Source organism: Larkinella sp. VNQ87 (assembly GCF_049445795.1).
GTDB lineage: Bacteria > Bacteroidota > Bacteroidia > Cytophagales > Spirosomataceae > Larkinella.
Window position 1 is genome coordinate 333240 of record NZ_JBMSDT010000008.1, and the last position, 26450, is coordinate 359689.

Below are 26450 nucleotides of genomic sequence, written 5' to 3' on the forward strand. Positions count from 1 at the left end.
CAGATATTTATACGCATCATTTCAGACCTGCTGCGACGTATAGCTTGCAAGTTTTCGAACCTTTATACGTATCTTTCAGTAGAGTAAAAAGGAAAGTTATTCAGTGGTTATAACTTCTACGGACATGATTCAACAAACGGAAATATACAAACTGGCTCATTTCAGCGAAACAACCCTTCCGATCCAAAAAATTGTACCGGATACTTCTTCCGGGCAACCGGCTCCTACCCCGGTTTTCCCACATTTGCTTCTTGGACCCGATAGCGCCGAGGGAGTCACCGTACTCGAAATCGGTCATGGGGAAGTGTTGTTAGCCCTCACGGATTTCTCGATTCCGATGACAGACAATCCGTATGATTTCGGACGCATCGCTTCCGCCCAGGCTCTGAGTCGCATTTATGCGATGGGCGGAGTACCATTGCTGGTCGCCCCCGTGCTGGGCTGGCCTGCTGAGGGCCTCCCGACCGAATGGGCCGGGCAGGTACTGGAAGGAAGCCATCAACTTTGCGCCGAAGCCGGCGTACCGCTGGCATCCGGCCATCAGATCGAAAGTCCGGAACCGTATTTGGGGCTGTCGGTGACGGGGAAAGTGCGATTGAATCACCTGAAACAACTGAGTACCGCTACGGCCGGCAATTGCCTGTATCTCACCAAACCGCTTGGAACGGGTATCCTGAGTACGGCCTACCGGCAAGAACGCCTACGCCCGGAAAGTGTAGAATTTCTTCTGAATCAGATGACCTGCCTGAATACCTTCGGAGTGTTTCTGGGTAAGCTCCCCTACGTCAAAGCCCTCGCGCCCGTGACGGATGCCGGTCTTCTGGGTGCCCTCATCGACCTGGCCGAAAGCAGCAGCCTGAGCGCCGAAATCGACTTCCACAAAATGCCGGTTTTACCGGAAACCGATGCCTGGCTGGCGGAGGGCTGTATTCCCAATGACACCTACCGCAATGCGGAACGGTTTGCCGGGAAAACCAATGAGCTTTCCGACTCCCAACGGTTTCTGCTCGCCGACCCGCAGGCCAATGGCGGCTTGCTGATCGCCATCGATTCGGGCAGTGCCACTGAATTTGAGCAGGTTGCCTTCGAAAACAAACTCCACCTGAAATCATTCGGGCACCTGATTGAAATTGGTGAAAAAGCCGTTTATGTGCGATAATCCGGGGACTTAACCTTCTTTCGCAAGCAATTTCCCGCAATAAATGATTTACTTTGCGTACCCATGTAGTACCCACGGACTTTAGTCCGTGTTTTTGGCTAAATACTTGAGTTTTTGAGCGTAAAACACGGACTAAAGTCCGTGGGTACGAAAGTACGCCTATGAAACTTTTTTTCCGACAAACCGGCGAAACCGGTACGCCCATCATCATTCTGCACGGGGTTTTCGGCTCGTCCGACAATTGGCTGACCATTTCGAAAACCATTGCCGACCACAATTACCGGGTTTTTCTGGTCGATCAGCGAAACCACGGCCGATCCCCGCGTAGCGAAGTTTTTAACTACGATGCCATGGCGGCTGATTTACAAGAGTTTATTGTCGATCACCAACTGGAAAAACCCATCCTCATCGGCCATTCGATGGGTGGGAAAACCGTGATGCAATTTGCGATGAATTATCCGGGCCAATTCAGCCGGTTGGTCGTGGTCGATATTGCGCCCAAATCCTATCCGATCCATCATGCCGAACTGATTCGCGGCCTGAAAGCGATCGATCTGAAAACAATTACAAGCCGGAACGAAGCCGATGACATTCTGAGCCAGTACGAGCCCAGTCTCGCCGTTCGACAATTCCTGCTGAAAAACCTGTTTCGGACCGACGACGGCGCGTTCGACTGGCGGTTGAATTTGCCCGTTATCGAGGAAGAGCTAGAAGGCATCGGACAGGCGCTGCATTATGTCCGCACCATCACGGAACCCACCTTATTCATCCGGGGTGCCGAATCGCGGTATATCAAAGACAAAGATTTGCCCGAAATTGCCCAGATTTTCCCCAACAGCACCGTCGAAGCCATCGAGGGCGCCGGGCACTGGGTCCAGGCCGAAAAACCGACCGAATTCGTCGAAGTCCTCATGCGATTTTTAAAGAATTATGAGTTATGAATTAAGAGTTATGAGTTGGCTCCGCCGTTTCCCATAAAGTGGCGAAGCAACTCTTAACTCTTACTTCATAACTCATCACTCCCTCATGCCTAGTTTGTACTTGATTCCTACGGTTTTGGCCGAAAATACTGCCGAGCAGGTTTTGTCTCCGCAAATCCGGGCGGTGGTCGGGCAGACGAAGGTATTTTTTGTCGAAAACGTCCGAACGGCCCGGCGGTTCATCAGTAGCCTGAAAACCGGGGTCGTGATCGATGAGCTGACCTTTTACGAGTTAAACAAGGATACGCCCGAAACCGAAACCGCCGGGCAACTCCGGCGTTTGCTGCTAGAGCAGCAGGACGCCGGTATTTTGTCGGAAGCAGGCTGCCCCGGGGTAGCCGATCCGGGGGCGGTGGCGGTTCGGCTGGCCCATCAGATGGGCTGGCGGGTTTGGCCGCTGGTGGGGCCGTCGTCGATTCTGCTGGCGCTGATGGCGTCGGGGATGAGCGGGCAGTCGTTTGCCTTTCACGGGTATCTTCCCATTGAAAAACCGGCCCGGCTTCAGCAAATCCGGCAGTTGGAGCAGGACGCGCGTAAACGCGATCAAACGCAGATTTTCATGGAAACACCCTACCGCAACAACGCTTTGCTGGCCGATCTGCTGGCTACCTGCCACCCCGAAACCCGCCTGTGCATCGCCTGCCACCTGACCGCCGACGATGAACTCATTCGGACCCTCAGCATTCGGGAATGGAAAACCCAGGTGCCCGATCTGCACAAAAAACCGAGTCTTTTTCTGCTCCTCTAACCCGACTTTCTAATCATGGTCCGAGTTCAGTCGTTTGTGTTTAGTCCACTTGCCGAAAATACGTATGTCCTTTACGATGAAACCGGCGAAGCGGTCATCATCGACCCCGGCTGCTACGATACGCGGGAACGAGCGGAACTCAGCGGTTTTATCGAGCAGAATAAGCTAAAACCGGGCAAACTACTGAATACCCATGCCCACATCGATCACATTCTGGGCAATGCCTTCGTCAAACGGCAATACGAAATTGAACTGTATCTCCACCCCGCCGATCTGCCGGTTTTGCGTTCAGCGCCGATTATGGCCCCGCATTTCGGCATCATGACGTATGAAGAAACCGATGTCGATCATTTTCTGGAAGCCGGTCAGCGTATTTCGTTTGGAAAGTCCGAACTGGAAGTGCGGTTTGTGCCGGGTCATGCGCCGGGCCACGTTGCGTTTGTCAACCACGCCGACCGCTTCGTGATCGGGGGCGATGTGCTGTTCCGGGGCAGCATCGGCCGGTACGACTTTCCGCTTTCTGATTACGACACCCTGATCCACAGCATCCGAACCCAGCTCTACACCCTACCCGACGACTACACGGTTTATCCCGGCCACGCGCAGCCGACCACCATCGGGCATGAGAAAAAAAACAACCCCTTTGTCAGGCTGTAACAAGGCCGGTTTAACCCACCTTAACAACCTACACGGGTTCTCCAACGCTTTCCAATTGTCTGCTAATTAAATCTGATCAGCCAATTAATGTGGACGTCTTTTCCAAATATTACCTATTTTTCTATATTGATATTTCCATAATTAATTGTGATCTCAGGGCATCAAAAAAGGCATCTAATCCAATCTACGTAAACAATTTGCCGTATTTACTTTTCGGTTACAAATTTTGGAATAACTATTGTTAGAGATTCCTCTGAATTTCCGAGTGGAATCAAGTGTCTGATTATCGTCAACTTATTACGCTCAAACACCTGTTCACCACTAAACTCAACGGCATCCTATCTCCCAATACACCTCTATGAAGTGGACTTTCTACGCCTTTTTTCTTTGGTTCTCCTTCCCTACCCTGGCCCAACGAACGATTGCCATCACGGCGTTGCGAACCGAAAACCTGACCAATCCGGAGGGGCTCGACAAACCAAGCCCCCGACTAAGCTGGATTCTGACCAGCAACCAGCGCAACCTGCAACAGGCGAAATACCAGATTTTGGTGGCTTCGTCCCTGGACAAACTCAGCCAGAACCAGGGCGACCTTTGGGATTCAGGCGAAGTAAACAGCGACCGTTCGCAATGGATACCGTACGGCGGTTCGGCCCTCAGCAGCCGCCAGGTTTGTTACTGGAAAGTTAAAATCCGGAGCAAAGACGGCGTGGAATCCGTCTGGAGCCAGCCCGCCAGCTGGTCGATGGGCTTGATGAAAGCCACAGACTGGACGGCCCAGTGGATCGGGCTGGAGCAGGCATTCGACTGGGATGCGCCCCGGGCGGTCAACACCCGCTTGTCGGCCCGGTATTTCCGGAAACAGGCAAATTTGTCAAAACCGATTAAAAAGGCCACCGCCTACGTCAGCGGGGTGGGCCTGTACGAGTTAGCACTCAATGGCCGGAAAGTCGGCGACGCGGTTTTGGCTCCGGGTCCGACCGAATACGACAAGCGGGTGCTGTATAATACTCTTGATGTAACCGACTATTTGAAAACCGGCGACAACGCGTTTGGAGTAACCCTCGGCAATGGGCGGTATTTCGCGGTACGGGTGGCCCAGCCGAAGGTACCGGCGACCACGCATTACGGCTATCCAAAACTTCGTTTACAGGTGGAAGTCACGTATACCGACGGCTCGACCGAAACGATTGTCACCGACAATTCCTGGAAAGTAACCGCCGACGGACCCATCCGGGCCAACAACGAGTTTGACGGCGAAGAATACGACGCCACGCGGGAATTGACCAACTGGGACAAAACCGGCTACGACGCCAGCAACTGGCTAACCGCCCAGGTTGTCAACGCTCCGGCTAGTCGGCTCGAAGCCCAGATGAACCCGCCCATCCGGGTTGTTCAGACCCTGAAACCCGTATCGGTGCGGCAACTCGAACCCGGAAAGTACATCATTGACATGGGGCAGAACATGGTCGGCTGGACGCGGCTAACGGTTCAAGGAGCACGCGGAACGCAGGTCACGATGCGGTTTGCCGAAACCCTCAACACCGACGGTAGCCTGGCGACCGACAATCTCCGCACCGCCGAAGCCAAGGATGTATACACGCTGAAAGGCTCGGGCGAGGAAGTTTGGGAACCACGGTTTACGTACCACGGTTTTCGCTACATCGAACTGACCGGTTTTCCGGGTACGCCCACTACGGAGACGCTTGAAGGTCGGATCGTTCACGACGATTTGCCGCAAACCGGTACGTTCACAACCTCGAACGACTTACTCAACAAGATTTACCATAACGCCGTCTGGTCGGTGCGGGGGAATTACCGGGGTATTCCGACCGACTGCCCGCAGCGCGACGAACGGCAGGGCTGGCTCGGCGACCGGGCGATGGTGTCGACGGGCGAAAGTTTTCTATACGGCAATCAAAGCCTGTATGCCAAATGGCTGGACGACATCGAGAGCGCTCAGAAACCGGACGGCGGCATCCCGGATATCGTCCCAACCTATTGGAAGTACAACACCCCCAGCGTCACCTGGCCGTCGGCCTATGTACTCATTGCCAATATGTTGTACGAGCAATTTGGCGATGACGAGCCGATTCGGAAGCATTACGCGTCGATGAAAAAATGGGTGACTTACCTCGAAAAATTCAGCAACGACTACATCCAGGAAGCCGATGAGTATGGCGACTGGGCCTTGCCCCCGGAATCGATGTTCCTGACCAAATCCGAAGATCCGGCCCGGAAAACCGATGGAACCCTGCTCAATACCGCCTATTATTATTATGTGTTGAAGGTCATGGAACGGTTTGCGGTTTTGACCGGCAATGTAGCGGATCAGACGTCATTCAGCAGCCGCGCTGCGTTGGTGCGAACGGCGTTTAATCAGCAGTTTTTGAATACGGCGACCAATCAATACAGCAACAATACCGTGACGGCCAACGTGGTGGCGCTGGCCTGCGGACTGGTGCCGGACGATCGCAAAACCGCTGTTTTCAACCAGATCACGGCCGTCATCGAAGGCAAATACAACGGCCACATCAGCACGGGTGTCGTCGGAACACAGTGGCTCATGCGAACCCTGACCACCAACGGGCGGGCCGATCTGGCGTACCGGCTGGCGACGAACACGGCTTACCCCAGTTGGGGCTACATGGTTCAAAACGGCGCGACGACAACCTGGGAATTATGGAACGGAAACCGCGCCCCGTCGTTCATGAACTCCTACAATCACGTCATGTTGCTGGGCGACATGCCCATCTGGTTATACGAAAACCTGGCGGGTATTAAAGCGGGTGATCCCGGCTTTAAATCCATCGTGATGCGGCCGGTTCCGACCGGAAACCTGAACCGGGTTAGTTCTACATTTGCGTCGGCCTATGGCACTGTTGCCAGTGAATGGACGGTCAGCGATCAACAATTCCGCTGGAAAATCACAGTTCCGGGCAACACAACCGCACTCGTGGCCGTACCGGCCAATAATCTGGCGTCAGTGCGGGAAGGCAACCAACCCGCCGACCAGGCAGACGGTGTCACCTTTCTGCGCATGGAAGATGGCCGGGCGCTTTTTCAGGTAGGCTCCGGTTCATACGAATTTCTTTCAACACCTGAGGAGTACGAAAACCGTCCGCCCGTGGCCCCCGGTTTTAATCCGCCCGCCGGTCAGATCAACAAAGCGTATTCCTATACCATTCCGGCTTTTACCGACCCCGAAGGTGGTACTGTTACCCATGCCCTCAGTGGCACCGTGGCCGGGCTAAGTTTCAACGCGCAAACCCGTGTGCTGAGCGGAACGCCCACGCAGGCCGGTACGTTTCCGCTGACTGCGAAAGCCACCGATCCGCAGGGGGCATCCACGACGGCGGTTTTATCCCTTGTGATCACGGCTAACCTCGGCAGCTACGAAGGCTATCTGGACAAAGTTCGGTGCGACAGCATTACGGGCTGGGTCTGGAACCGTGACAAGCCCAATCTGGCCCTCAACGTCGAGTTTCTGGAAGGAGCTGCTGTCGAAACGGCTACGCTCATTGGCTCGGCGCTGGCCGACATCTACCGTCAGGATTTGAAAAATGCCAACAAAGGCAACGGTGCCCACGGTTACCGGTTTCTGGTCCCGGAAAGTCTGAAAGACAATAAACCGCACACGATCTGGGGCCGGGCCGAAGGGGGTTATGTCTTAAAATGGTCCCCAAAAACGCTGACCTGTGAGGGAACGGCGACACCCCCGCCCGTCAACCAGCCGCCGGTCCCTCCGGTTATTGCTTCCTTAACGGCGGTGTCCGGGCAAGCGTTCAGCACCACCCTGCCGGTTTTCACCGATGCCGACAACGATCCGTTGACCTACAGCCTGACCGGCGCGGTACCCGGTTTGACCTTCAGCACTGGCCATCGGACCCTAAGCGGAACACCGACCCAGGCCGGTTCTTTTACGATGACCTATGCGGCCAATGACGGCAAAGTTACGACTTCAACAACCCTCACAATTAGCGTGAGCAATCCGATCCCGGTCAACCAGCCGCCCGTTGCACCATCCACTATCTCGCTGACAGCCACCGTAGGACAGGCTCTTACCACGAACCTGCCGGTTTTTACCGATCCCGAAAATGGTCTATTAACCTATACGTTGAGCGGAACGGTGCCGGGCCTGTCGTTCAATACCGGCAATCGGACTCTGAGCGGAACGCCGACAGTTACCGGCACGTACAGCCTGACGTATGCGGCCACCGACAACCAGAATCTATCGGCCAGCACCTCGGTCACGGTTTCGGTCATCGATGCCGCCACCCCACCTTCCCTGAGTCTGGCCGGTTACGATGGTTACCTGTCGACGGTCAACTGTGAGGTCTTCTCGGGCTGGGTCTGGCACCGTGATAAACCCAATCTGCCGCTGACCGTTGAATTTCTCGACGGAGCCACACTCAACACCGCCACCCGCATCGGCACCATCCTGGCCGACGTTTTTCGGCAGGATCTGAAAAATGCCAACAAAGGAAATGGCAATCACAGCTACAGCTTTGCGGTTCCGGAAAGTTTGAAAGACAACAAAACCCATACGATCTGGGCGCGGGTCGAAGGCACCGCCTATGTGCTGCGGCAGGCTCCCAAAACGCTGACCTGCGAAGGTACAACCACGCCCCCACCTGCCCCCAACCGTTCACCGGTAGCGCCAACAATCGCTTCTTTGAGCGCCATCACCGGGCAAACGTTCAGCACGACGCTGCCGGTTTTCACCGATCCCGACAACGATGCCCTTACCTACACGTTGGGCGGAACCGTACCGGGTCTGTTGTTCAATCCCTCAAACCGGGCGCTGAGCGGAACGCCTACTCAGGTCGGCTCGTTCAGTCTGACCTACACCGCTAACGATGGCAAAACGACGGCATCGACGGTCGTCGCACTCCTGATTGAAAATCCGGCTCCGGTTGATCAGCCGCCCGTTGCTCCGGCCAGCGTCTCCCTGACGGCCACGGTCGGCCAGACGTTCAGCACGACGCTGCCGGTTTTTACTGATCCCGAAAATGGTCCGCTGACCTACAGCCTGACAGGCACCGTGCCCGGTTTGGCATTCAACGCCGGAAACCGGGTACTGAATGGAACGCCCGCAACCACCGGCACGTACAGCCTGACGTATGCGGCCGCTGACAACCAGAACCTGACGGCCCGAACCTCCGTTAGCCTGATTGTATCGGAAGCTACCTCATCAACCGCTCTGAGTCTGGCCGGTTACGACGGTTACCTGTCGACAGTCAACTGTGAGGTCTTCTCGGGCTGGGTCTGGCACCGCGATAAACCCAATCTGCCGCTGACTGTTGAATTTCTCGACGGAGCCACACTCAACACCGCCACCCGCATCGGCACCATCCTGGCCGACGTTTTTCGGCAGGATCTGAAAAATGCCAACAAAGGAAATGGCAATCACAGTTACAGCTTTGCGGTTCCCGAAAGTTTGAAAGACAACAAAACCCATACGATCTGGGCGCGGGTCGAAGGCACCGCCTATGTGCTGCGGCAGGCTCCCAAAACCTTAACCTGCGAGGGCACAACCACACCCCCACCGCCTGTCAACCGTCCCCCCGTTGCCCCCATGCTTAGCCCACTCAGCGCTACCACCGGGCAAGCCTTTGCTACAACGCTACCAGTTTTCACCGATGCTGACAACGATGCCCTGATCTACAGCCTGACCGGCACCATACCCGGTTTGTCGTTCAATACCGGCAATCGCACCCTCAGCGGCACACCCACGCAAACCGGTTCTTATAGTCTGATCTACACCGCAAACGATGGCAAAACGACGGCATCGACGACCGTTGTTATCACAGTTACAAATCCGGCCCCTGCCAACAGAGCGCCGGTAGCCCCCGGCATCGGTCCGCTGACGGCCACAGTGGGCCAGGCCTTTACAACGACTTTGGCCGCATTCACTGATCCGGAAAACGGCCCCTTGACCTATAGCCTGACGGGGCTTCCCGGTGGGCTGTCTTTCAATACCGGCAACCGGACCATCAGCGGAACGCCAACGGCTTCCGGTACACATACATTGACCTATTCTGCGACGGATAATAAAAGTGCAAGAACCAACCTGACCCTTTCACTCACGGTGAATGCCCCGGTTGTGACTGGCAATTTTGAAGGGTTTCTGGATGTGGTCGATTGCGGTATTTTTGCAGGCTGGGTCTGGAACCGGGATCAACCCAACGCGGCCGTTACGGTTGAGTTTCTGGAGGGCAATACGCTCGCTACCGCCAAATCGGTGGGCACCACTTCAGCCAATATCTACCGCGAAGATTTGAAAAATGCCGGGAAGGGCAATGGCGTTCACGGGTACTCGTTTGTGGTTCCGTCGAGCCTGAAAACCGGGCAGCCCCGTACGATTTGGGGGCGTGTTTACGGGAATTCGTACGTCCTGATGTGGTCGCCCAAAACGCTGACCTGTTCCCCCAACCAGCGAATCGGCCAAGAATCCCTCCCGGCCAACGAGCCGCTTGTCGGTTTAACGGTAACGCCGAATCCAACGAATGGGCATGTTGTCGCCCGGTTTTGGTTAGCCGAAAGCCAGAAAGCCCAGCTTCGGGTGACAGATGCAGCCGGGCGATCGCTGCACACCCGGCCGGTTGTAGGAACCGGGCAGGTTCAGCAGGAAACATTTGACCTGGTTCAACAGGCAAATGGACTGTATATTATTCAGCTCAAAACCGGGCAGCAAACCCACAGCAGTCGGGTGATTCTGCACCGATAAGGTTCCCCCATCATCGGGAACCGGCATTCTCAATCGCGAGGCCGGTTCCCGGTTCGGTATCATGCGTGTCCGTGCCAGGTTCGGGTTCGAGCGAATCGCCGGGATCTTCCTGCGGGTTGTCGGCCGGATTCATCAACTCCGGTTTCGTTTCCAGCCCAATGGCATCACGATGAATTTCTTCGTCAGTTTTTGGCAGCTCTTCCATGCAGTTGTCTATGCGGTTTCTTTCGTAACCGTTGCCCGACCGGATTGTTTGCGACGCCCCGCATTCGGGCAACGGAAAGCAGAAGTCCAAACTCTTTCTGGTTGGATTTAGTTAAACCTTAAGAAAGATTGGGGTTTTATTAGGAGTATGAGATTATTTTTGCGCGTCCTTCGCTGGGCATTTATCGTAATTCTTGTTGTTTTTGCCGGTCTGCTGACCGCAGCGCACTGGATTGAATCACGGGACAGTGATGCCGAACTAGCCGAAAAATTTCGCGATGCCCCGGTTCAGCCGGTGATTCACCGGTACACCGTCGGCGACCGAACCATCCGGTACATGGCTACTGAAGAACCGGGACGCGACTCACTGCCGGTGGTGTTGTTCGTTCATGGTGCTCCCAGCTCGTTGTCGTTTTTTACCAATTTTTTCAAGGATACGACCCTCCTAAATCGCGCCCGGCTGGTGGCCGTCGATCGACCCGGGTACGGGTACTCGGACTTCGGGCGGGTCGAAACGTCGATTATCAAACAAGCCCGACTCCTGCAGCCCCTGATTGAGCGCTATAAGAAGGCGGCCTACTTTATGATCGTCGGTTCGTCCTACGGCGGATCGGTGTCGGCCCGGCTGGCGATGAACAACCCCAATATAATCGACCATGTGGTCTTTGTATCGTCGGCGCTGGGTCCCGGTCTGGAAAGAACCTATCCCATCAGCCACGTCGTGGATCAACCACCCCTTCGCTGGCTGGTGCCGCCCCTGTTGCGGCTGGCCAACGACGAGAAGCTGGCTCATCGGAAAGCGCTCACCGAAATTCTGCCCGACTGGCCTAAAATCAAAGCCAGTGTTACGTTTCTCCACGGCCAGCGCGACGATCTGGTGTTCCCCACGAACGTTTCCTTTGGTCGTTCGCACCTGATCAATGCACAATCCAAAGAGTTTCTGCTGCCCGAAAACCGGCATGATATTGTTTTCAACAAACGGGAGTATATGACCGAAATCATCGTTAATATCCTGAATTCGTACGTTCAATCCGTAAAACCGCAACCCATTCCGGTTAAATCGTACATCACTGCCACCCGTTACCGATGAAACCGTACCAACTCCGGCGACTCACGGACCACCCGATTTTAACCGCTTCCGACGTAAAACCGTCGCATCCGCAATTTCAGGTAATGGGGGCCTTCAACCCTGCAGCCTGCCGACTGGGCGACGAAATTATTCTTCTGCTCCGGGTGGCCGAAGCGGTGGAAACCCAGGCCGGAAAAATTCAGGTGCCGATCGTGAAGGAGTTGGACGGCCATTTTCAACTGATGATCAAAACCTTTCCGGAACCGGAAGGGGACTACGACCCGCGCGTGGTTCCGATTGACGATCAGGTGTATTTGACCTCGCTCAGCCACCTCCGGCTGGCCCGCAGCCGCGATGGCCTTCACTTTACGGTCGACGAAAAACCGTTCATTTTTCCTGAACGCGCCGACGAGTCGTTTGGCGTGGAGGATGCCCGGATAACGGTTCTGGAGGGGCAATACTGGATTACCTACACGGCGGTTTCGGAAAATGGCCCCGGAGTCGGGCTGATTGTGACGAAGGATTTTGTGACCTTCGAACGAAAAGGCATGGTCATTCCGCCCCCGAACAAGGACGCCTGCCTGTTTCCTGAAAAAATCAATGGCTACTACTATATGCTGCACCGCCCGATGGTATCGGACATCGGAAAACCGTCGGTCTGGATCGCCCGTTCGCCGGACGGTGTGCATTGGGGTGATCACCGGTTTGTGTTCGGAGCCGCCGGAACCGACTGGGAACACCTGAAAATCGGGGCCGGCCCCGAACCCATGCTGACCGACGAAGGCTGGCTGGTGTGTTACCACGGCGCGAGCGTCGATCACGAATACGCGCTGGCGCTAGCTCTGCTCGACCGCAACGACCCCACCCGCCTGCTCGACCGCTCGACGTCTCCGTTGCTGACGCCCGAACTCGACTGGGAGCGTGTCGGTTTTTTTCCGAACGTGGTGTTCAGCAATGGTTGGGTGCAGACGCCCGACGGCCGGATTCTGGTCTACTACGGGGCTGCGGATTACTGCGTTGGCGTGGCGGAGTTGGTAGCGGGGTAGACCCGCTTTACCCGCCGTACGTCGTTACCTTCTGCGCAGCCTCAGCCGCCTGTTTTCGGTTGATATACTGATTGATCCCGTACATCATCACAATCGTGATGGCCATCGTAGCGGCTACAATATACCCGAGCCAGTCGTACCGCTCCAGCGAACCATCGGCGGCTTGTACCACAATTAATCCGGCAACCATCGAGGCAATCCCGCCGGAAACCTGCGAGACCGAGGAGTTGACGCCCATGTACGCGCCCCGGTCCTGCGGGTCCGGCACGCCCGACACCAGGGCCGACGACGACACCATCCGGGCCGAAATACCGGCGAACAACAACACGTTGATTACCATGATCTCCCAGAGCGGGGTAATGCCCAGGTTGCAGTAAAAAATCACGACCGCCATGCCCCAGATCGACGCGTAGAAAAACAACGGAAACTTGCCGATGCGGTCGCTGAGCTTCCCGGCTAGCGGGCCGATGAGGATGGCCGAAACGCCTGTGACCATGTAAATCAGCGGTAAATCGGTCTGCGCGATGCCCAGGTTATGAATCGCGAAGGCGCTGCCGAACGGCATCAACATAAAACCGCCCGTTGCCAGGAGGGTCGTGCTGGCAAAACCGCGCAGGTAGCTCGGTCGCGAAACCGTGTGCAGCAGGTGCTGAAACGGGTTGCGTTCGGATTGCAGCTTCAGATGGGCCGTAATTGGTTTCATGTAAATCACAATCGCAATGCCGACCACGACACTAACGCCAACGATTAACAGAAACGGTGCGTGCCAGCCGAGCGTATTCGCGAGGTACAGCCCCAGCGGAATTCCCAGCACCTGACTGGCGGCAAAAGCCGTCTGCACCACGCCCATGACCCGGCCCCGCACCTGAAACGCAAACAAATCGGTGATGATCGCAAAGCCAATCGAACCAATCACACCCCCGAAAATACCGGTTACAATGCGGGCGATGAGCAGAAAGTGGTAGTCGGGCGCAATGCCGCACAGCAGCGTGCCCAGCACAAAACCGCTGTAGAAAAACAGCAGCAGCTTTTTACGGTCGTAGCGGTCGGCAAAACCGGCCGTCAGCAACCCCGCCGACCCGGCGCTAAAGGCGTAAGCCGACACCACCCAGCCGAATTGTGCCGTGGAGATGTTCAGTTCCTGCATCAACTGAGCGCCCAGGGGCGACAAGACCATAAAATCCAGGATAACCGTAAACTGGATGAAAGCCAGCATACCAATGATGGCTTTTTCGTAGGCGGTGAAGGCGGTTTTGGTTTCAGCAATTTGCATGTTCAGGTGTATTTGTGTGACAATTCGGAATGATCAGGGTTTCAGCGCTTTGATGACGCGTTCGAGCGCCTGTTCAATGAGGTCGTCCGTTAGTTCAAAGTTGCCCGTTTCGGGTAAACCGTGCCGCGACAGGTGGAATTTGACCAGTTGGTAAAGCGGTGCAAACGCCAGCGACCAGTAGACTTCGACCGGCAATCTAGCCAGTTCATTCCGACGGATGGCGTTCCTGACAAACGTCCGCATGGCCGAGATGAACGGGTTGTTGACCTCCTGTCGAAACTTTTCGTGAAAAGGCGAGTGTCGCATCTGCTCCATGAACTGCATGCGTTGCGGGTTGTCCAGGCAATAGCGAATCCGGTTTTTCCACTGAATCCGCAACCCTTCCTCAAAGTGCATGTCTGGATTGAAGCCGTTCAGCGTGATCTCACTCATGCGCATCGACTCTTCGAAATAAAGTTGCATGATCAGATCTTCCCGATCTTTAAAATAGATGTAAATCGTGGCCGGTGAAACCCCTGCAGCCTTCGCCAGTTTCTGCATGCTGAGTCCGTCGAGACCCTCCTCTACGATCATCTTAATGGCTTTTTCCCGAATCGCCCGTTCTTTTGCTTCGTCGCGTAATCTCATGTGCAGCAAAAATAAACGAACATTCTTTTATTTCCAAAAAATAGTCTTGAACCTGGATTACGCGGATTAAAAGATTAGCTGGGATATAAAAGACTGCGGTAGCGAATCCCTTTAATCCTCGAATCTGTGTAATCCAAGTTCAAGACTGTTGTATTTTTTGTAACTTGGTCAGTTGTTAACCCCCTTCATCTATGCGTTGCTGCGCTTTTCTTCTGCATTGTTTTTTTGTTTTAGTACCTACTATCCTGTTTGCTCAACAACCCAAACGGCCTTTGACCCACACCGACTACGACCGCTGGCAAAGCGTCCGGTTTGAAAAACATTCCAACAATGGACGATGGCTTTGTTACCAGATCGATCCGCAGGATGGCGACGGGGTTCTGGAAGTCGTTATGGTGTCGGGAAACGGTTCGTTAAAGGCTCCAACCACAACCGACAATCAACTGCAGGCCAAAGCCGGAAAACCAACCGTACCGGCGGGCTTTAGCCCGTCCGCAAAGGCCCCACAAACTCAATCAGAGCGCCGGTATGTGTTTGCACGGGGCCATATGGCGCAGTTTACGCCCGACAGCCGGTTTCTGGTCATGCGACTGAAAGCGCCTGCCCGGCTCACCCGAACCGCTAAAAAGAAAAAAGTAAAACCCGACCAGTTGCCGAAAGACAGCCTGCTGGTGTTTAACCTGGAAACCGGAAACCGCATCGGGTTCGCCAACGTCAAATCGTACATGCTACCCAAGGAAAGTGGTTCATGGGCGGCAATTTTGCAGGAACATACGGAAGAAAAAGGCGTCAAAAAAGATTCGCTGAGCGCCAAACCCGCCAGCCGCACCCGGGCATCCGTTGCAGCCAAAAAACCAAAAGGCGATGACCTGATTCTGCTGAACCTGGAAACCGGCGCAACGCAATCGTTTCGCTATGTGACCAACGTAACCGTTTCGGAGAATGGCAACACCATTTTTTACACGAAAGATGCCGTCAACGACACCCTGCGAAAAGCCGGTGTGTTTGTCTTCAACACTCGCACGCAAAACGAAATGCTGATCGACACCAGTTCGAAACGCAAGGTGTACAAAGGACTCGCCGTGGATAAAACCGGCACGCAACTGGCCTGGCTGGCCACGGCCGACAGCGCCGAAGCCGACGTACGGGCGTACGCATTGTATTACAAACGACTGGCTCCGTTGGCAGTCGGCAAAACCCGAAAACGGAACGCCCCGCCGGTATTTGCCGGATTAAGCGGACAAACCGTCGTGCTGGCCGACACGCTCACGAAAGCCTATCCGAAAGGCTGGAACGTGAACGAATACCGCACCCCGAACTTTTCGGACGATGGGAAACGGCTCTATTTTGCCTCCTCCATCCTGCCACCCAAGCCAATCAAGGACTCGACGCAACTGGACGAGGAGCGGGTGAAAGTTGACATCTGGAGTTGGAACGATCCGACCATCCAACCCATGCAGCTCAAGCAGTTGAAGCAGGAAAAAGAACGCGGTTTTCTGGCGGTTTGCGACCTGACGACCGGCAACATCACCCAACTCGGCAACCGCGACATTCCGAATGTGCAGATCGACCCGAAGTTCGATCACCCGTACTGGCTGGGAACGAGCAATTTACCGTATCAGATCAACAGCATGTGGGATCCCGGCCAAATGGACCTGTACCTGATCAACGCCAAAACCGGCCAGAAAAACCGGATTGTGAACGACGTTCGGGTGTCGTACGCCCAACTCTCGCCCGGCGGCCGCTACGCCTGGTGGTATAACGAGCGGGATTCACTCTGGCAGGCCTGGTCGATTACCGAAGGTAAACGCCTGGACCTGACGCGCGGCATCCCGGTGCGGTTTTTCGACGAAGAACACGACACGCCCGACCTACCGGGCAGCTATGGCGCGGCAGGCTGGACGAAAGACGACCGCTACGTGCTGATCTACGACCGCTTCGATCTTTGGAAAATTGATCCGACTGGCCAGGAAAAACCGGTGAATCTGACGGCGGGATACGGCCGCAAAAACCGCATTCGGCTTCGGCGCGTCGACCTTGACCCGGATGAAAAGCACATCGACCTGACCGGTGACCTCTGGCTGACTGGCTTTTGGGAGAAAGACAAATCGACCGGTATTTTGCGGAAACCAATCAGCCAGCCAGCCGCCGAACCGGTGGTGCTCGCGCAGGGCGCTTACCGGTTTGCCAGCTTGTCGAAAGCGAAACACGCTCCAACGCTGACGTTCCATAAAGGCAATTTCCGCGAACCGATCAATCTGTATTTAACGGATACAACGTTTGCTGAACCGCAGCAACTGACCCGCATCAATCCGCAGCAGGACAGCGTTCGCTGGGGCAGCGTCGAACTGGTCAACTGGGTGGGCAACAACGGCGTCCGGCTGGAAGGGCTGCTCTACAAACCGGACGACTTCGACCCGAAAAAGAAGTACCCGATGCTGGTGTATTATTACGAGCGCAACGCCGAAACGCTGAACGACTACAAGGCCCCGGCCCCCAGCCGCTCGACGATCAACATGGCCTACTGCGTCTCGAACGGCTATCTGGTGTTCGTTCCCGACATCGTGTACACCACCGGAATGCCGGGCCAGAATGCGTACGATTGCATCGTTCCGGGTGTATTGAGCCTGATCGAAAAAGGCTTCGTCGACCGCGACCGCATCGGCTTGCAGGGCCAGAGCTGGGGTGGTTATCAGACCGCGTACCTTGTCACGAAGACCAACCTGTTCAAAGCCGCGATGGCCGGAGCGCCCGTCGCCAACATGACCAGCGCCTACGGCGGCATTCGCTGGGGAACGGGCATGAGCCGGATGTTTCAGTACGAAAAAACGCAGAGCCGCATCGGCGGAACGCTCTGGGATAAACCGATGAACTACATCGAAAGCTCCCCGCTTTTCTACGCCAACCGCATTCAGACGCCCCTGCTGCTGATGGCCAACGACCAGGACGGGGCCGTGCCCTGGTACCAGAGCATCGAGTTTTATTCGGCCCTGCGACGCCTGAGCAAACCGGCCTGGCTGCTGGTCTACAACGGCGAAGATCACAACCTGACCCAGCGGCACAACGCCAAAGATTTGAGCATCCGGATGTACCAGTTCTTCAATTATTACCTGAAAGATGCGCCCCAACCGGCCTGGATGAAGGATGGCCGCTCGGCCGTGGAAAAGGAACTGGGTATTATGAAGTATTGAAAACCGGTTTTTAAACCGCGAAGGCCCGCCAAACACATCAAAGTTTAGCGGGCCTTTCATTCTTCGTAGTTGTTGTTTACTAACCTTAACCTATTTTCATTACGGAATCACCTCGCCCCGGATGGTCAGGACGCTGGTACCGCCCTCGGCGTTGGATTCGACGGTGACGGTTTTGTTGAAAGCCCCGGCCGATGCCGCGTTAAAGGTGGCTTTGATCGTTCCGGCTTTACCGGGCAGGATGGCTTCTTTGGGATAATCGACGCCCGTGCAACCGCAGGAGCCCCGGGCGTTGGTGATCACCAGCGGTGCCCCGCCCTGGTTTTTGAAGGAGAACTCGGCCACAACCGGTTTTCCCTGTTTGATTTTCCCAAAATCGTGCGTGGTTTCGTCCCATTTGAAAACCGCCAGCATCGAGTGGGCGATCAGGACCGTGGCGGCCGTAAGCCACAAGGCCGAAGCAATCAGCAAAATGCGTTTCATGGTGTTTGTGTTTAGTGGTAAATCGATCAGATCGACACCACAAAACTACCGGCGCGGAAGATTGGCGGCTGTTAATAGGTAGCGAATGGTTGTTAACGAGTTGTTAACGGGTTGATTTTTAGCCGCCGGAAACCGACTTTTGGTTTCCGGTTTTTACTTTTTCAGCAAAACCTGCATGTCGCGACGTGTTTTCCGTATTCTGATCATTCTGTCGGTCATCTCCATCATTGGCATCATTACGGTGCAGATCGTCTGGGTGCGCAACGCCTATGCACTGCGGGAACGGCAGTTCCGGCAAACTGCCTTCATTGCGTTGCAGGATGTGGCCGAACGTGTTGGGCAGCACAACCGCATTACGACTAGTTGCGCGGCTGTCCGGCAGCTTTCGCCCGATTATTTCGTAGTCAATACCGACTCGCCCATCGATCCGGCCACGCTCGAACACTACATCCAGACCTCGCTCAGCAATCACAACCTGATCACCGAATTTGAATACGGTATTTACAACTGCGAGTCCGACCGTATGATGTACGGCGCACTAGTCAGCCCGAGCGCCACCCGGCAACCGGCTCAAACCGGCCGGACACTGCCCAAATTCTCGGAAAATCCGTATTATTTCGGCATCCGGTTTCCGAATCAGACCCGGTTTATCGTCGGAAACCTGGACGGCTGGATTGTGTCGTCGGCTGCGGTTTTGCTGGTCGTGGTCTTTTTCGGCTACACGCTGGTGGTCGTGCTGCGGCAACGCAAGCTGACGGAAGTGCAGCGGGATTTTATCAATAACATCACCCATGAGCTGCAAACGCCGGTGGCAACGCTCCGCATCGCGGCCGATGTGCTCCGTTCCGACGCCATTCTCGACCAGCCCGAGCGCCATCGGCAATACGCCCGGATCGTCCATGAAGAAAGCCTGCGACTTCAGAAACAGGTGAGCAGTGTGCTGCAACTGGCCCGATCGGAACGAATGCAGTTTGCTCTGGAAACGACGGACATCGACCTGCATCAACTCCTGGCCGAAGCCGCGGCCCTGTTTCACCCGCACATCACACTGGAATTCTGGGCCGAAAATGCCCACATCCGTGCCGACCGCTATCACCTGGAGAATGTGATCAACAACCTGATCGACAATGCCCTGAAATACAACAATAGCCAACCCAACATCCGGCTTCAGACCCGCAACGAAGGCAACCTCTTGATCTGGTCGGTACAGGACAACGGAATCGGCATCGCCAAAGAACACCACCAGGCGGTATTCAAGCAGTTTTACCGGGTTCCAACCGGGAATATCCACAATGTCAAAGGTTTCGGGCTGGGCTTGTATTATGTCTGCAAAGTGGTGAAAGCGCATCGCTGGCAAATCCAGTTGATCAGCGAACCGGGCATTGGCAGTATCTTCACCATTCAGGCCCCGGTTCTGAAACTCACAACCCCGACCGCAAACCTGCTGACGGCTTCATGAAACCATTGCTGTTGTACGTTGAAGACGATGTCAACCTGAGTTTTGTCACGAAAGACAACCTGGAGTTGGCTCATTTTCAGGTAATTCATTGCACGACGGGTACCGAAGCGTGGCGGTGTTTCGAGCAGCATCCATTCGATCTATGTATTCTGGATGTGATGCTGCCGCAGTGCGACGGTTTTACGCTGGCCCGGCAAATTCGCCAGGTCGACACCCATATTCCGTTGCTTTTTCTAAGCGCTCTGGCCGACAAAGACGACCGCTTGCAGGGCCTCCGGTTGGGTGCCGACGATTACCTGACCAAGCCGTTCAGCATCGAAGAGTTGATCCTTAAAATCAACGTCTTTCTACGCCGGAGTCGGAAATCACCAGCCTCACCGACGGATTCTTCACAACCAATCGGCTCGTACCAGTTTCATTTTCAGAACCTCACGCTCGAAAAAGACGGCCACTTCCAGACCCTTACCCACCGCGAAGCCGAGGTACTTCATTACTTGATAACCCGTCCTAACACGCTCATCCGTCGGGATGAAATCCTGAAAGCCATCTGGGGCGACGACGACTATTTCATGGGCCGCAGCCTGGATGTGTTCATCTCCCGGCTGCGCAAACGGCTCAGTCAGGACACAACGATCCGGATCGAGAACCTGCACGGAATCGGCTTTCGTTTTCTGGCCTGAATTCGAAATAAAATTTACAGGAAGGAAAAATGCGGTGATGAAAATTCCGGCATTGGGCTATATTTGTGTAACATCTGAAACTATAACCTTTCTTGTACCTTCATGAAAAAACAGCGTTTGGTTGCGTTAGCCACTCTATTGACAACGGGTGCATTCGCCCAACAGGAGCCCATTCAGTTTACGGCCAAAGGCATTGTAGCCCTCTCCGACGCCGATATGTCGGCTTCGGCTCTGGTAGACGGTAACTTGTACAAAAGTAAAGGTAGCCGTGATGTGCTGACGCTGGTCAAATTCCCGCTGGATCGCAATGGCCAAAACATGGTCACTGCACCAATCTCTAACTCCTCGGCCCTGTACGACAAAGCCGCCGTCGTGACACCGAATGGACGATTTGCGTTCGTTCTCGAAGGTCGTGGGCAACTGGGCGACAGCGTGTCTACCTTGAAAGAAGGCGTGAAAGGCTTGCCCGTAGCGGCCCGGATGTTTATCGTCGATCTGGCACCAGCCAAACCAACGGCCAAAGTGGTCAGCGTCGGCAATCTGCCCACCGCCGTCACCATCAATCCGCAGGGAAACACCCTGGCGGTCGCTTCGGGTGATGCGGGCAAAGAAATGCGACTGATTGAAATTGATAATACCGGTACGCCCAAGCGGGTCATTACGGCTCCTTCACCGGTGCCGGGCGCGCGCATCACGGACCTGGTCTGGAGCCCGGCCGGAGATTTCATTGCGTACGTCATTGAGGATACGCAGGAAGTTGGCTTGATGAAATACTCACTGGATGCCGCGAAAAAACCGAACATCGTTCCGCACGGCAAGCCGATCAAAGTAGGCGGTTTGCCCGCTACCGGCCGTTTCTCGCCCGATGGAAAATTCTTTGTCGTTTCTGATATCAAGAAAGCCGCCAATGCGCAGGGAGCCGGAAAGGGCGAATTATTTGTGGTTCAATTCAGCACGGAAGATACGCCCGGCGAACACAAAGTGGTTTCGCAACTGGCCGCTGGCGAGAGCAGTGAAGCGATGGCGGTCAGCCCCGACGGCTCGATGATCGTGGTTGCCAATGCCGGGCAATCCTACCAGCCATTCAATAACGCCGGAGCTGGAAAAAGCTCGCTGTCGGTGTACACGCTCGACAAAGAAGGCAAACTGACGCTCGCTAACGAATACCCGTTTGAAGGTATTTTACCCCAAAGCATCGAATTTGACAAAAGCGGGAATGCCATTGCCGTAGCCGTTTCCGAATACCTCGACTATGGTGACCGGACCGGTGCCATCGAGTTTTGGAAAGTGACCAAAGGCGACAAACCGGCCCTGGAGAAAATGCCCGCCAAAATCAGCGTCCCGCGAGGCTGCCACACGGTCAAAGTTTATTAGTTAGGAGTTATGAATTAAGAGTTAAGAGTTAATATGCTCCGCAGTAGAATGCGTCAGCCAACTCTTAACTCTTAATTCATAACCCTTAACTCCTTTCCCAGCGGAATTGCTTTTTTACCTTCTTGTCTTTTCCACTGCCTCTATCTTTCTTCGCTCCTTTTTTGTCACTCGCCAGTGAGGCCCGGGCACCTTCTCCTTTACGGTTCGATAGCCACCAGGTCGGGCTGTGCATGGTTCCGAAGAAGGTTCCCCGGTACACCCGCCCACCGTGTTGATGTTCCATCCGGACGTGACAACTTTTAATCGGGCAGTTTGAAGCCATACACCCCGTCAGAAGCCACCCTGCCACCAAACTGATCCCCAAACCCAGGCGCTGTCTCATAGGCGGTCAAGTAGTAAGTAGAAGGGGTGAAAACTGAAAGTTATTTTCAATTTTCACCCCCAAATGTGGTTGCTTGTCGTGATCAATCACCGTCCAAATGCTAATTCGTACCCGGCGTTTACCAGGTATTCAGCCACTCGGGGCCGTACCACCCAATAAACCCCATTGTCTCCGCGCAAAATCCAGTGGTCACTTCCTTTCACGTACCGATTGTTCGCGCAATCGATGGCCTGCATCAGTGTTTTGAACTCCGATTGACGAGCTTCCTTTAACATCTCTGCGAGTCGTGGAAAGGCCACACTCCGCCTTAATCGCAATGTAACTGTTGAATCTCGGGAATACATACACGTAGAGTAAATTCAATTAGCACTAACCAGTACACAAATTAAGCCAAATACCATGCTTTTTGTAACCGCTCAGTAAAATATACCAATTATAAACGTTTTTTTTCAAAAAATGGATCACCGAAAAATCACATTTTTATGAAACGGTTGTGGAAGTAGGATTAAACAAAAGGAGAATATAATAATTAAGCTATAGTATGGTACTCCGTGGAGTTTGTTCCCCATCTACAGGTGATAATTTCCTCAGGGACCAATTCGAAATTCGAGTCGAGGCAGGTAGATGAAACCCCACCAAAAATCATGCAAAAAGCTGATAAACTGGCATTTATAATTCATTAAAATAGGTAAATTGTGTAAACGGCAAGACATTGGTACAGGATTTGGCCCGGCTATCTGAAACCAATGTGTAACAGTCACCATGAACGTTCACCACCATTCTCTACAAGGAATCAAGGTAAAAACGGTTGCGCTGGTACTCACCGGCAGCATTCTGGTCACAGATACAATGACGGGTTGCAAATCAATCCGGGAAAAAACGAATAAAACCCAGCGTGGAGCCATCATTGGAGCCGGAGCCGGTGCGGTTGCCGGAGGGTTGATTGGACGGAAATCGGGCAACACTGCCGTTGGCGCCATCCTGGGGGCCACGGTTGGAGGAGCTGCGGGAGCGCTGATTGGCCGACGGATGGATAAACAAGCCGAAGAACTCCGCCGGGACCTGGAAAATGCCCGCGTCGAGCGAATTGGCGAAGGCATCAAAATTACGTTCGATTCTGATTTCTTGTTTGATGTCGATAAAGCTAACCTGAAAGCAACTAACCGGGAGAACCTGGCAAAACTGGCGGAAACACTCAAGAAATATGACGATACCGAGGTGCTGATCGAAGGCCATGCCGACAATACGGGCTCGGATGAGCACAACCTGAAACTGTCGGAGCGCCGGGCCAAAACCGTTGCCAAACTCTTGCAGTCGGAAGGCATTAAAGGCAATCGGATCGTAGAGAAGGGATACGGCGAAAGCCAGCCTATTGCCGACAACACGACCAGCTCCGGCCGGCAGCAAAACCGCCGGGTCGAGGTTGCCATTTATGCCAACGATAAACTGCGGAAAGCCGCTGAACGGGGCACCATCGGTTCAATAAATGCCTGATCGACCCTGAATATCGATTCTATGGGCAAACACTCCTCCCAATTCAGGGTTAGTAGAGAAATGCCTTATTTCATTTAGACTCCTAATAAACGTTATGGAAGCAGGAAACACGAATGGCGAAATTCTGAATCGGCTGAATACGCTACTAACCCGGACTCGCGATGGCGAACGGGGTTATCAGGAAGCTGCCGAAAATGTAAACGATACCGAGCTGAAGAGCCTTTTCCTGGCTCAGTCGCGCCAGCGGGCAGAATACGCCCTCGAACTGGATCGGGAGATACGGGCGCTGGGTGGCAATCCGGAAACGACGACCAGCCTGGCCGCCGACCTTCACCGCGCCTGGATCAACATCAAAACCACCTTTACGGGTAATGACGACAAAGCCGTGGTGGAAGAATGCAAACGCGGAGACGGTCAGGCACTTGAAGATTACCAGGAAATTCTGCGGAATACGAGCCTGATGGCAAGCACCCGTGAATTGCTGCTCCGGCAGAAAGAGCGGATTGAATCGGCTCATGCCTCGATGTCAAGACTTGCCAATGTCGTGTGAGTGTAAGGGGCATGAAACTTATGAAAAGTCGTCGACCGGTGCCGGTCGACGGCTTTTTTGTTGTATCTAAAAACAATCTGTCAACTCCCCCGGTTGAGTAAAAAGCTGGTTAAAGCGAATTAATCACAAGGCAATGGAAGGCCTTCACTTTACTACAAAAACCAATTAAAGCTTTAACAGGCTATTTCAACTCGTATGGAACCCACAAATACTGTAGAGAACCCGGACGAAATCCGTTCTAAACCGGGCAAACCCTATCCACTTGGAGCGACCTGGGACGGCGATGGTGTAAATTTTGCTCTGTTCAGCGAACGGGCTACGGGTGTCACCTTATGCCTGTTCGACGCCGATGATCCGGCAAAAGAAACACAACGCATCCCCATTACGGAACGGACCGAGCACGTCTGGCACATTTACTTGGACAGCATTCGGCCCGGGCAGTTGTACGGCTACCGGGTAGACGGCCCGTTTGAACCTTCGCAGGGGCTTTTGTTTAATCCCAATAAGTTGCTGCTCGATCCCTACGCGAAAGCCATTAGCGGACCCGTTGAGAGCCACCTGGCGCAACTTACCTTCGACCCTGATAACCAGGACGAAGACCGGTTTGCAAAACCACAGGAAGATGACAGCGCACCGTATGTTCCCAAATCGGTCGTCATCGATGCAGAATTCGATTGGGAAGACGACCAACGACCGGATATTCCGCTCAGTCGGACGATCATGTACGAGATGCACGTCAAGGGATTCACCATCCAGAACCAGGATTTGCCAAAAAAAATCCGGGGAACCTACGCCGGTCTGGGTAGTAGTGAAGCAATTGACTATCTGAAATCGCTGGGGGTTACAACGGTTGAGTTGATGCCCGTCCACCAGTTTACGAGCGAAACCTACTGGGGCTACAATTCCATCGCTTATTTTGCTCCGCACAGTGACTATGCGTCCAAAGGTGAGATCGGACACGCAGTTCGTGAATTCAAGGAAATGGTCAAAGCTTTGCACAAAGCCGGTATTGAGGTTGTGCTTGATGTGGTCTATAACCATACCGCCGAGGGCAATCAACACGGTCCGACCCTCTCCTTCCGGGGCATCGACAACCCGGCCTACTACTGGCTGGTCGAAGGCAACGAGCTATATTACATGGATTACACCGGGACTGGTAACACGCTGAATATGAACCATCCGCGTACGCTGCAACTGGTTATGGACAGCCTACGCTACTGGGTCACGGACATGCACGTCGACGGTTTTCGGTTTGACCTGGCCACGGCCCTCGCCCATAGTCTGAATGCAGCCGGACAGTTATCGGCCTTTCTGGACACCATCCAGCAGGATCCGGTTTTATCCCAGGTGAAACTGATTGCCGAGCCCTGGGATGTACAGGCCTATCATGTAGGAAACTTCCCTGTCAACTGGTCGGAATGGAACGGAAAATACCGGGATTGTGTCCGCGATTTCTGGAGGGGCGAAACCGTGATTGGTGAATTGGCTGCACGTTTGATGGGCAGTCCGGATTTGTACAACGATGGTCGCCAGCCCGGCAACAGCATCAACCTGATTACGGCACACGACGGGTTTACGCTCAACGACCTGGTGAGCTACAACGATAAGCACAACGACGCCAATGGGGAAAACAACCAGGACGGTGCCAACGACAACCGGAGTTGGAACATGGGCTCCGAAGGCCCTACCGACGACCCGGATATCCTGCGGGCGCGGGAAAAGCAGAAGCGTAATTTTCTGGCTACACTCTTTCTGAGCCAGGGAACGCCTATGTTATTGATGGGCGATGAATATGGCCGAACGCAGCAGGGTAACAATAATGCTTACGCCCAGGATAATGAAATCAGTTGGTTCAATTGGGAGTGGACTGCCGAGCATCAGGCCCAATTTGACTTCACCCGCCAACTGACAGCCTTACGACAGGAACACCCGCTGCTGCGTCGCCGTAAATTTTACCAGGGCGACGAAGTTACCTGGATCCGCACCGACGGGAAGTCCATGACCTCCGAGAACTGGGACGATGGCATTACGCGTTGCATCGGGCTGCTGATTGATGGCACTAAAGTGGACGAGCAGGATGAAAATGGCGAACCCATTGGCGAAGGGCACCTCCTGCTTTTGCTGAACGCTTTCTGGGAACCGGTTTCCTTTAAATTACCCAAAATCGGTCGGAAACATACCTGGGAAGTTCTCATCAATACCGACCTCGATGCGACGGTTCCACAGGCGATTTCGGCCCGCCAGCCGTTCGAAATCGCTGGACGCTCCGTGATCCTGATGAAACTGAAATGAATTAGGAGTTAAGAGTTATGACGGGGCCGCCCGGCGGTTGCGCTGCAACTAGTAA

General features: G+C 54.3%; 20 protein-coding genes. 14 read left to right on the forward strand and 6 right to left on the reverse strand.

What is annotated here, in order from left to right; genetic code table 11:
- The first annotated feature begins 124 nt into the window (after window positions 1–124).
- The 5 genes from selD to ACO2Q8_RS16110 all read left to right on the forward strand — a co-directional run bounded on the left by selD (window position 125) and on the right by ACO2Q8_RS16110 (window position 10274).
- Window positions 125–1159 (forward strand): selenide, water dikinase SelD, encoded by a 1035-nt coding sequence (selD, locus tag ACO2Q8_RS16090; RefSeq protein ID WP_423345855.1) that lies wholly within the window; start codon window positions 125–127, stop codon window positions 1157–1159.
- Window positions 1160–1320: 161 nt separating this feature from the next.
- On the forward strand, window positions 1321–2100 hold the full coding sequence (locus ACO2Q8_RS16095) for an alpha/beta fold hydrolase (RefSeq protein ID WP_423345856.1): 780 nt from the start codon (window positions 1321–1323) through the stop codon (window positions 2098–2100).
- Between the two features lie 85 nt (window positions 2101–2185).
- Window positions 2186–2887 (forward strand): SAM-dependent methyltransferase, encoded by a 702-nt coding sequence (locus tag ACO2Q8_RS16100; protein WP_423345857.1) that lies wholly within the window; start codon window positions 2186–2188, stop codon window positions 2885–2887.
- Between the two features lie 15 nt (window positions 2888–2902).
- A complete protein-coding gene (locus tag ACO2Q8_RS16105; RefSeq protein ID WP_423345858.1) occupies window positions 2903–3544 on the forward strand; it encodes an MBL fold metallo-hydrolase in 642 nt (213 codons plus the stop codon).
- A gap of 358 nt (window positions 3545–3902) precedes the next feature.
- Window positions 3903–10274, forward strand: a complete 6372-nt coding sequence (locus ACO2Q8_RS16110; RefSeq protein ID WP_423345859.1) for a family 78 glycoside hydrolase catalytic domain — start codon at window positions 3903–3905, stop codon at window positions 10272–10274.
- 10 nt (window positions 10275–10284) lie between these two features.
- Here ACO2Q8_RS16110 and ACO2Q8_RS16115 read toward each other — a convergent pair whose 3' ends face one another.
- On the reverse strand, window positions 10285–10479 hold the full coding sequence (locus ACO2Q8_RS16115) for a hypothetical protein (protein ID WP_423345860.1): 195 nt from the start codon (window positions 10477–10479) through the stop codon (window positions 10285–10287).
- A 147-nt stretch (window positions 10480–10626) separates the two neighbouring features.
- On the opposite strand from ACO2Q8_RS16115, the gene ACO2Q8_RS16120 reads away from it, so the two are divergent.
- Window positions 10627–11568: an alpha/beta fold hydrolase gene (locus tag ACO2Q8_RS16120; RefSeq protein ID WP_423345861.1), complete on the forward strand. Its 942-nt coding sequence runs from the start codon at window positions 10627–10629 to the stop codon at window positions 11566–11568.
- On the forward strand, window positions 11565–12593 hold the full coding sequence (locus ACO2Q8_RS16125; RefSeq protein ID WP_423345862.1) for a glycoside hydrolase family 130 protein: 1029 nt from the start codon (window positions 11565–11567) through the stop codon (window positions 12591–12593). Before ACO2Q8_RS16120 ends, ACO2Q8_RS16125 begins: the two co-directional genes overlap by 4 nt.
- Window positions 12594–12600: 7 nt before the next feature.
- Here the strand turns inward: ACO2Q8_RS16125 and ACO2Q8_RS16130 are convergent, their stop codons facing one another.
- Together ACO2Q8_RS16130 and ACO2Q8_RS16135 are read right to left on the reverse strand one after the other, a co-directional pair.
- Window positions 12601–13866: an MFS transporter gene (locus ACO2Q8_RS16130; protein WP_423345863.1), complete on the reverse strand. Its 1266-nt coding sequence runs from the start codon at window positions 13864–13866 to the stop codon at window positions 12601–12603.
- A gap of 33 nt (window positions 13867–13899) precedes the next feature.
- Window positions 13900–14493 carry a TetR/AcrR family transcriptional regulator gene (locus tag ACO2Q8_RS16135; protein ID WP_423345864.1) on the reverse strand — a complete coding sequence of 198 codons (594 nt, stop codon included), beginning with the start codon at window positions 14491–14493 and terminating at the stop codon, window positions 13900–13902.
- Window positions 14494–14684: 191 nt separating this feature from the next.
- Here ACO2Q8_RS16135 and ACO2Q8_RS16140 point away from each other — a divergent pair, with 191 nt between their 5' ends.
- A complete protein-coding gene (locus tag ACO2Q8_RS16140; protein ID WP_423345865.1) occupies window positions 14685–17684 on the forward strand; it encodes a S9 family peptidase in 3000 nt (999 codons plus the stop codon).
- Between the two features lie 99 nt (window positions 17685–17783).
- Here ACO2Q8_RS16140 and ACO2Q8_RS16145 read toward each other — a convergent pair whose 3' ends face one another.
- Window positions 17784–18164, reverse strand: a complete 381-nt coding sequence (locus tag ACO2Q8_RS16145; RefSeq protein ID WP_423345866.1) for a DUF1573 domain-containing protein — start codon at window positions 18162–18164, stop codon at window positions 17784–17786.
- A 175-nt stretch (window positions 18165–18339) separates the two neighbouring features.
- Here ACO2Q8_RS16145 and ACO2Q8_RS16150 point away from each other — a divergent pair, with 175 nt between their 5' ends.
- The 3 genes from ACO2Q8_RS16150 (at window position 18340) to ACO2Q8_RS16160 (ending at window position 21677) form a co-directional block, all read left to right on the forward strand.
- Window positions 18340–19623, forward strand: a complete 1284-nt coding sequence (locus ACO2Q8_RS16150; RefSeq protein WP_423345867.1) for a sensor histidine kinase — start codon at window positions 18340–18342, stop codon at window positions 19621–19623.
- On the forward strand, window positions 19620–20303 hold the full coding sequence (locus tag ACO2Q8_RS16155) for a response regulator transcription factor (protein ID WP_423345868.1): 684 nt from the start codon (window positions 19620–19622) through the stop codon (window positions 20301–20303). The genes ACO2Q8_RS16150 and ACO2Q8_RS16155 overlap by 4 nt, the downstream gene beginning before the upstream one ends.
- 102 nt (window positions 20304–20405) lie before the next feature.
- Window positions 20406–21677 (forward strand): beta-propeller fold lactonase family protein, encoded by a 1272-nt coding sequence (locus ACO2Q8_RS16160; protein ID WP_423345869.1) that lies wholly within the window; start codon window positions 20406–20408, stop codon window positions 21675–21677.
- An 85-nt stretch (window positions 21678–21762) separates the two neighbouring features.
- Here ACO2Q8_RS16160 and ACO2Q8_RS16165 read toward each other — a convergent pair whose 3' ends face one another.
- Both ACO2Q8_RS16165 and ACO2Q8_RS16170 read right to left on the reverse strand, forming a co-directional pair.
- Entirely contained in the window at window positions 21763–21960 is a 198-nt protein-coding gene (locus tag ACO2Q8_RS16165) for a hypothetical protein (RefSeq protein ID WP_423345870.1), read from the reverse strand.
- 185 nt (window positions 21961–22145) lie between these two features.
- Window positions 22146–22334, reverse strand: coding sequence for a hypothetical protein (locus ACO2Q8_RS16170; protein ID WP_423345871.1), 189 nt, complete (start codon window positions 22332–22334; stop codon window positions 22146–22148).
- A gap of 487 nt (window positions 22335–22821) precedes the next feature.
- On the opposite strand from ACO2Q8_RS16170, the gene ACO2Q8_RS16175 reads away from it, so the two are divergent.
- From ACO2Q8_RS16175 to glgX, 3 genes are all read left to right on the forward strand, one after another.
- On the forward strand, window positions 22822–23553 hold the full coding sequence (locus tag ACO2Q8_RS16175; protein ID WP_423345872.1) for an OmpA family protein: 732 nt from the start codon (window positions 22822–22824) through the stop codon (window positions 23551–23553).
- A gap of 94 nt (window positions 23554–23647) precedes the next feature.
- Window positions 23648–24103, forward strand: a complete 456-nt coding sequence (locus tag ACO2Q8_RS16180) for a ferritin-like domain-containing protein (protein ID WP_423345873.1) — start codon at window positions 23648–23650, stop codon at window positions 24101–24103.
- A gap of 195 nt (window positions 24104–24298) precedes the next feature.
- Window positions 24299–26395 carry a glycogen debranching protein GlgX gene (gene glgX, locus ACO2Q8_RS16185; RefSeq protein ID WP_423345874.1) on the forward strand — a complete coding sequence of 699 codons (2097 nt, stop codon included), beginning with the start codon at window positions 24299–24301 and terminating at the stop codon, window positions 26393–26395.
- Window positions 26396–26450 lie beyond the last annotated feature (55 nt).

Excerpts from the sequence above, each read along its gene's own strand:
- selD (WP_423345855.1), top strand. The coding sequence starts at position 125 with ATGATTCAACAAACGGAAATATACAAACTGGCTCATTTCAGCGAAACA.
- ACO2Q8_RS16095 (WP_423345856.1), top strand. The coding sequence starts at position 1,321 with ATGAAACTTTTTTTCCGACAAACCGGCGAAACCGGTACGCCCATCATC.
- ACO2Q8_RS16100 (WP_423345857.1), top strand. The coding sequence starts at position 2,186 with ATGCCTAGTTTGTACTTGATTCCTACGGTTTTGGCCGAAAATACTGCC.
- ACO2Q8_RS16105 (WP_423345858.1), top strand. The coding sequence starts at position 2,903 with ATGGTCCGAGTTCAGTCGTTTGTGTTTAGTCCACTTGCCGAAAATACG.
- ACO2Q8_RS16110 (WP_423345859.1), top strand. The coding sequence starts at position 3,903 with ATGAAGTGGACTTTCTACGCCTTTTTTCTTTGGTTCTCCTTCCCTACC.
- ACO2Q8_RS16115 (WP_423345860.1), bottom strand. The coding sequence starts at position 10,479 with ATGGAAGAGCTGCCAAAAACTGACGAAGAAATTCATCGTGATGCCATT.
- ACO2Q8_RS16120 (WP_423345861.1), top strand. The coding sequence starts at position 10,627 with ATGAGATTATTTTTGCGCGTCCTTCGCTGGGCATTTATCGTAATTCTT.
- ACO2Q8_RS16125 (WP_423345862.1), top strand. The coding sequence starts at position 11,565 with ATGAAACCGTACCAACTCCGGCGACTCACGGACCACCCGATTTTAACC.
- ACO2Q8_RS16130 (WP_423345863.1), bottom strand. The coding sequence starts at position 13,866 with ATGCAAATTGCTGAAACCAAAACCGCCTTCACCGCCTACGAAAAAGCC.
- ACO2Q8_RS16135 (WP_423345864.1), bottom strand. The coding sequence starts at position 14,493 with ATGAGATTACGCGACGAAGCAAAAGAACGGGCGATTCGGGAAAAAGCC.
- ACO2Q8_RS16140 (WP_423345865.1), top strand. The coding sequence starts at position 14,685 with ATGCGTTGCTGCGCTTTTCTTCTGCATTGTTTTTTTGTTTTAGTACCT.
- ACO2Q8_RS16145 (WP_423345866.1), bottom strand. The coding sequence starts at position 18,164 with ATGAAACGCATTTTGCTGATTGCTTCGGCCTTGTGGCTTACGGCCGCC.
- ACO2Q8_RS16150 (WP_423345867.1), top strand. The coding sequence starts at position 18,340 with ATGTCGCGACGTGTTTTCCGTATTCTGATCATTCTGTCGGTCATCTCC.
- ACO2Q8_RS16155 (WP_423345868.1), top strand. The coding sequence starts at position 19,620 with ATGAAACCATTGCTGTTGTACGTTGAAGACGATGTCAACCTGAGTTTT.
- ACO2Q8_RS16160 (WP_423345869.1), top strand. The coding sequence starts at position 20,406 with ATGAAAAAACAGCGTTTGGTTGCGTTAGCCACTCTATTGACAACGGGT.
- ACO2Q8_RS16165 (WP_423345870.1), bottom strand. The coding sequence starts at position 21,960 with ATGGAACATCAACACGGTGGGCGGGTGTACCGGGGAACCTTCTTCGGA.
- ACO2Q8_RS16170 (WP_423345871.1), bottom strand. The coding sequence starts at position 22,334 with ATGTTAAAGGAAGCTCGTCAATCGGAGTTCAAAACACTGATGCAGGCC.
- ACO2Q8_RS16175 (WP_423345872.1), top strand. The coding sequence starts at position 22,822 with ATGAACGTTCACCACCATTCTCTACAAGGAATCAAGGTAAAAACGGTT.
- ACO2Q8_RS16180 (WP_423345873.1), top strand. The coding sequence starts at position 23,648 with ATGGAAGCAGGAAACACGAATGGCGAAATTCTGAATCGGCTGAATACG.
- glgX (WP_423345874.1), top strand. The coding sequence starts at position 24,299 with ATGGAACCCACAAATACTGTAGAGAACCCGGACGAAATCCGTTCTAAA.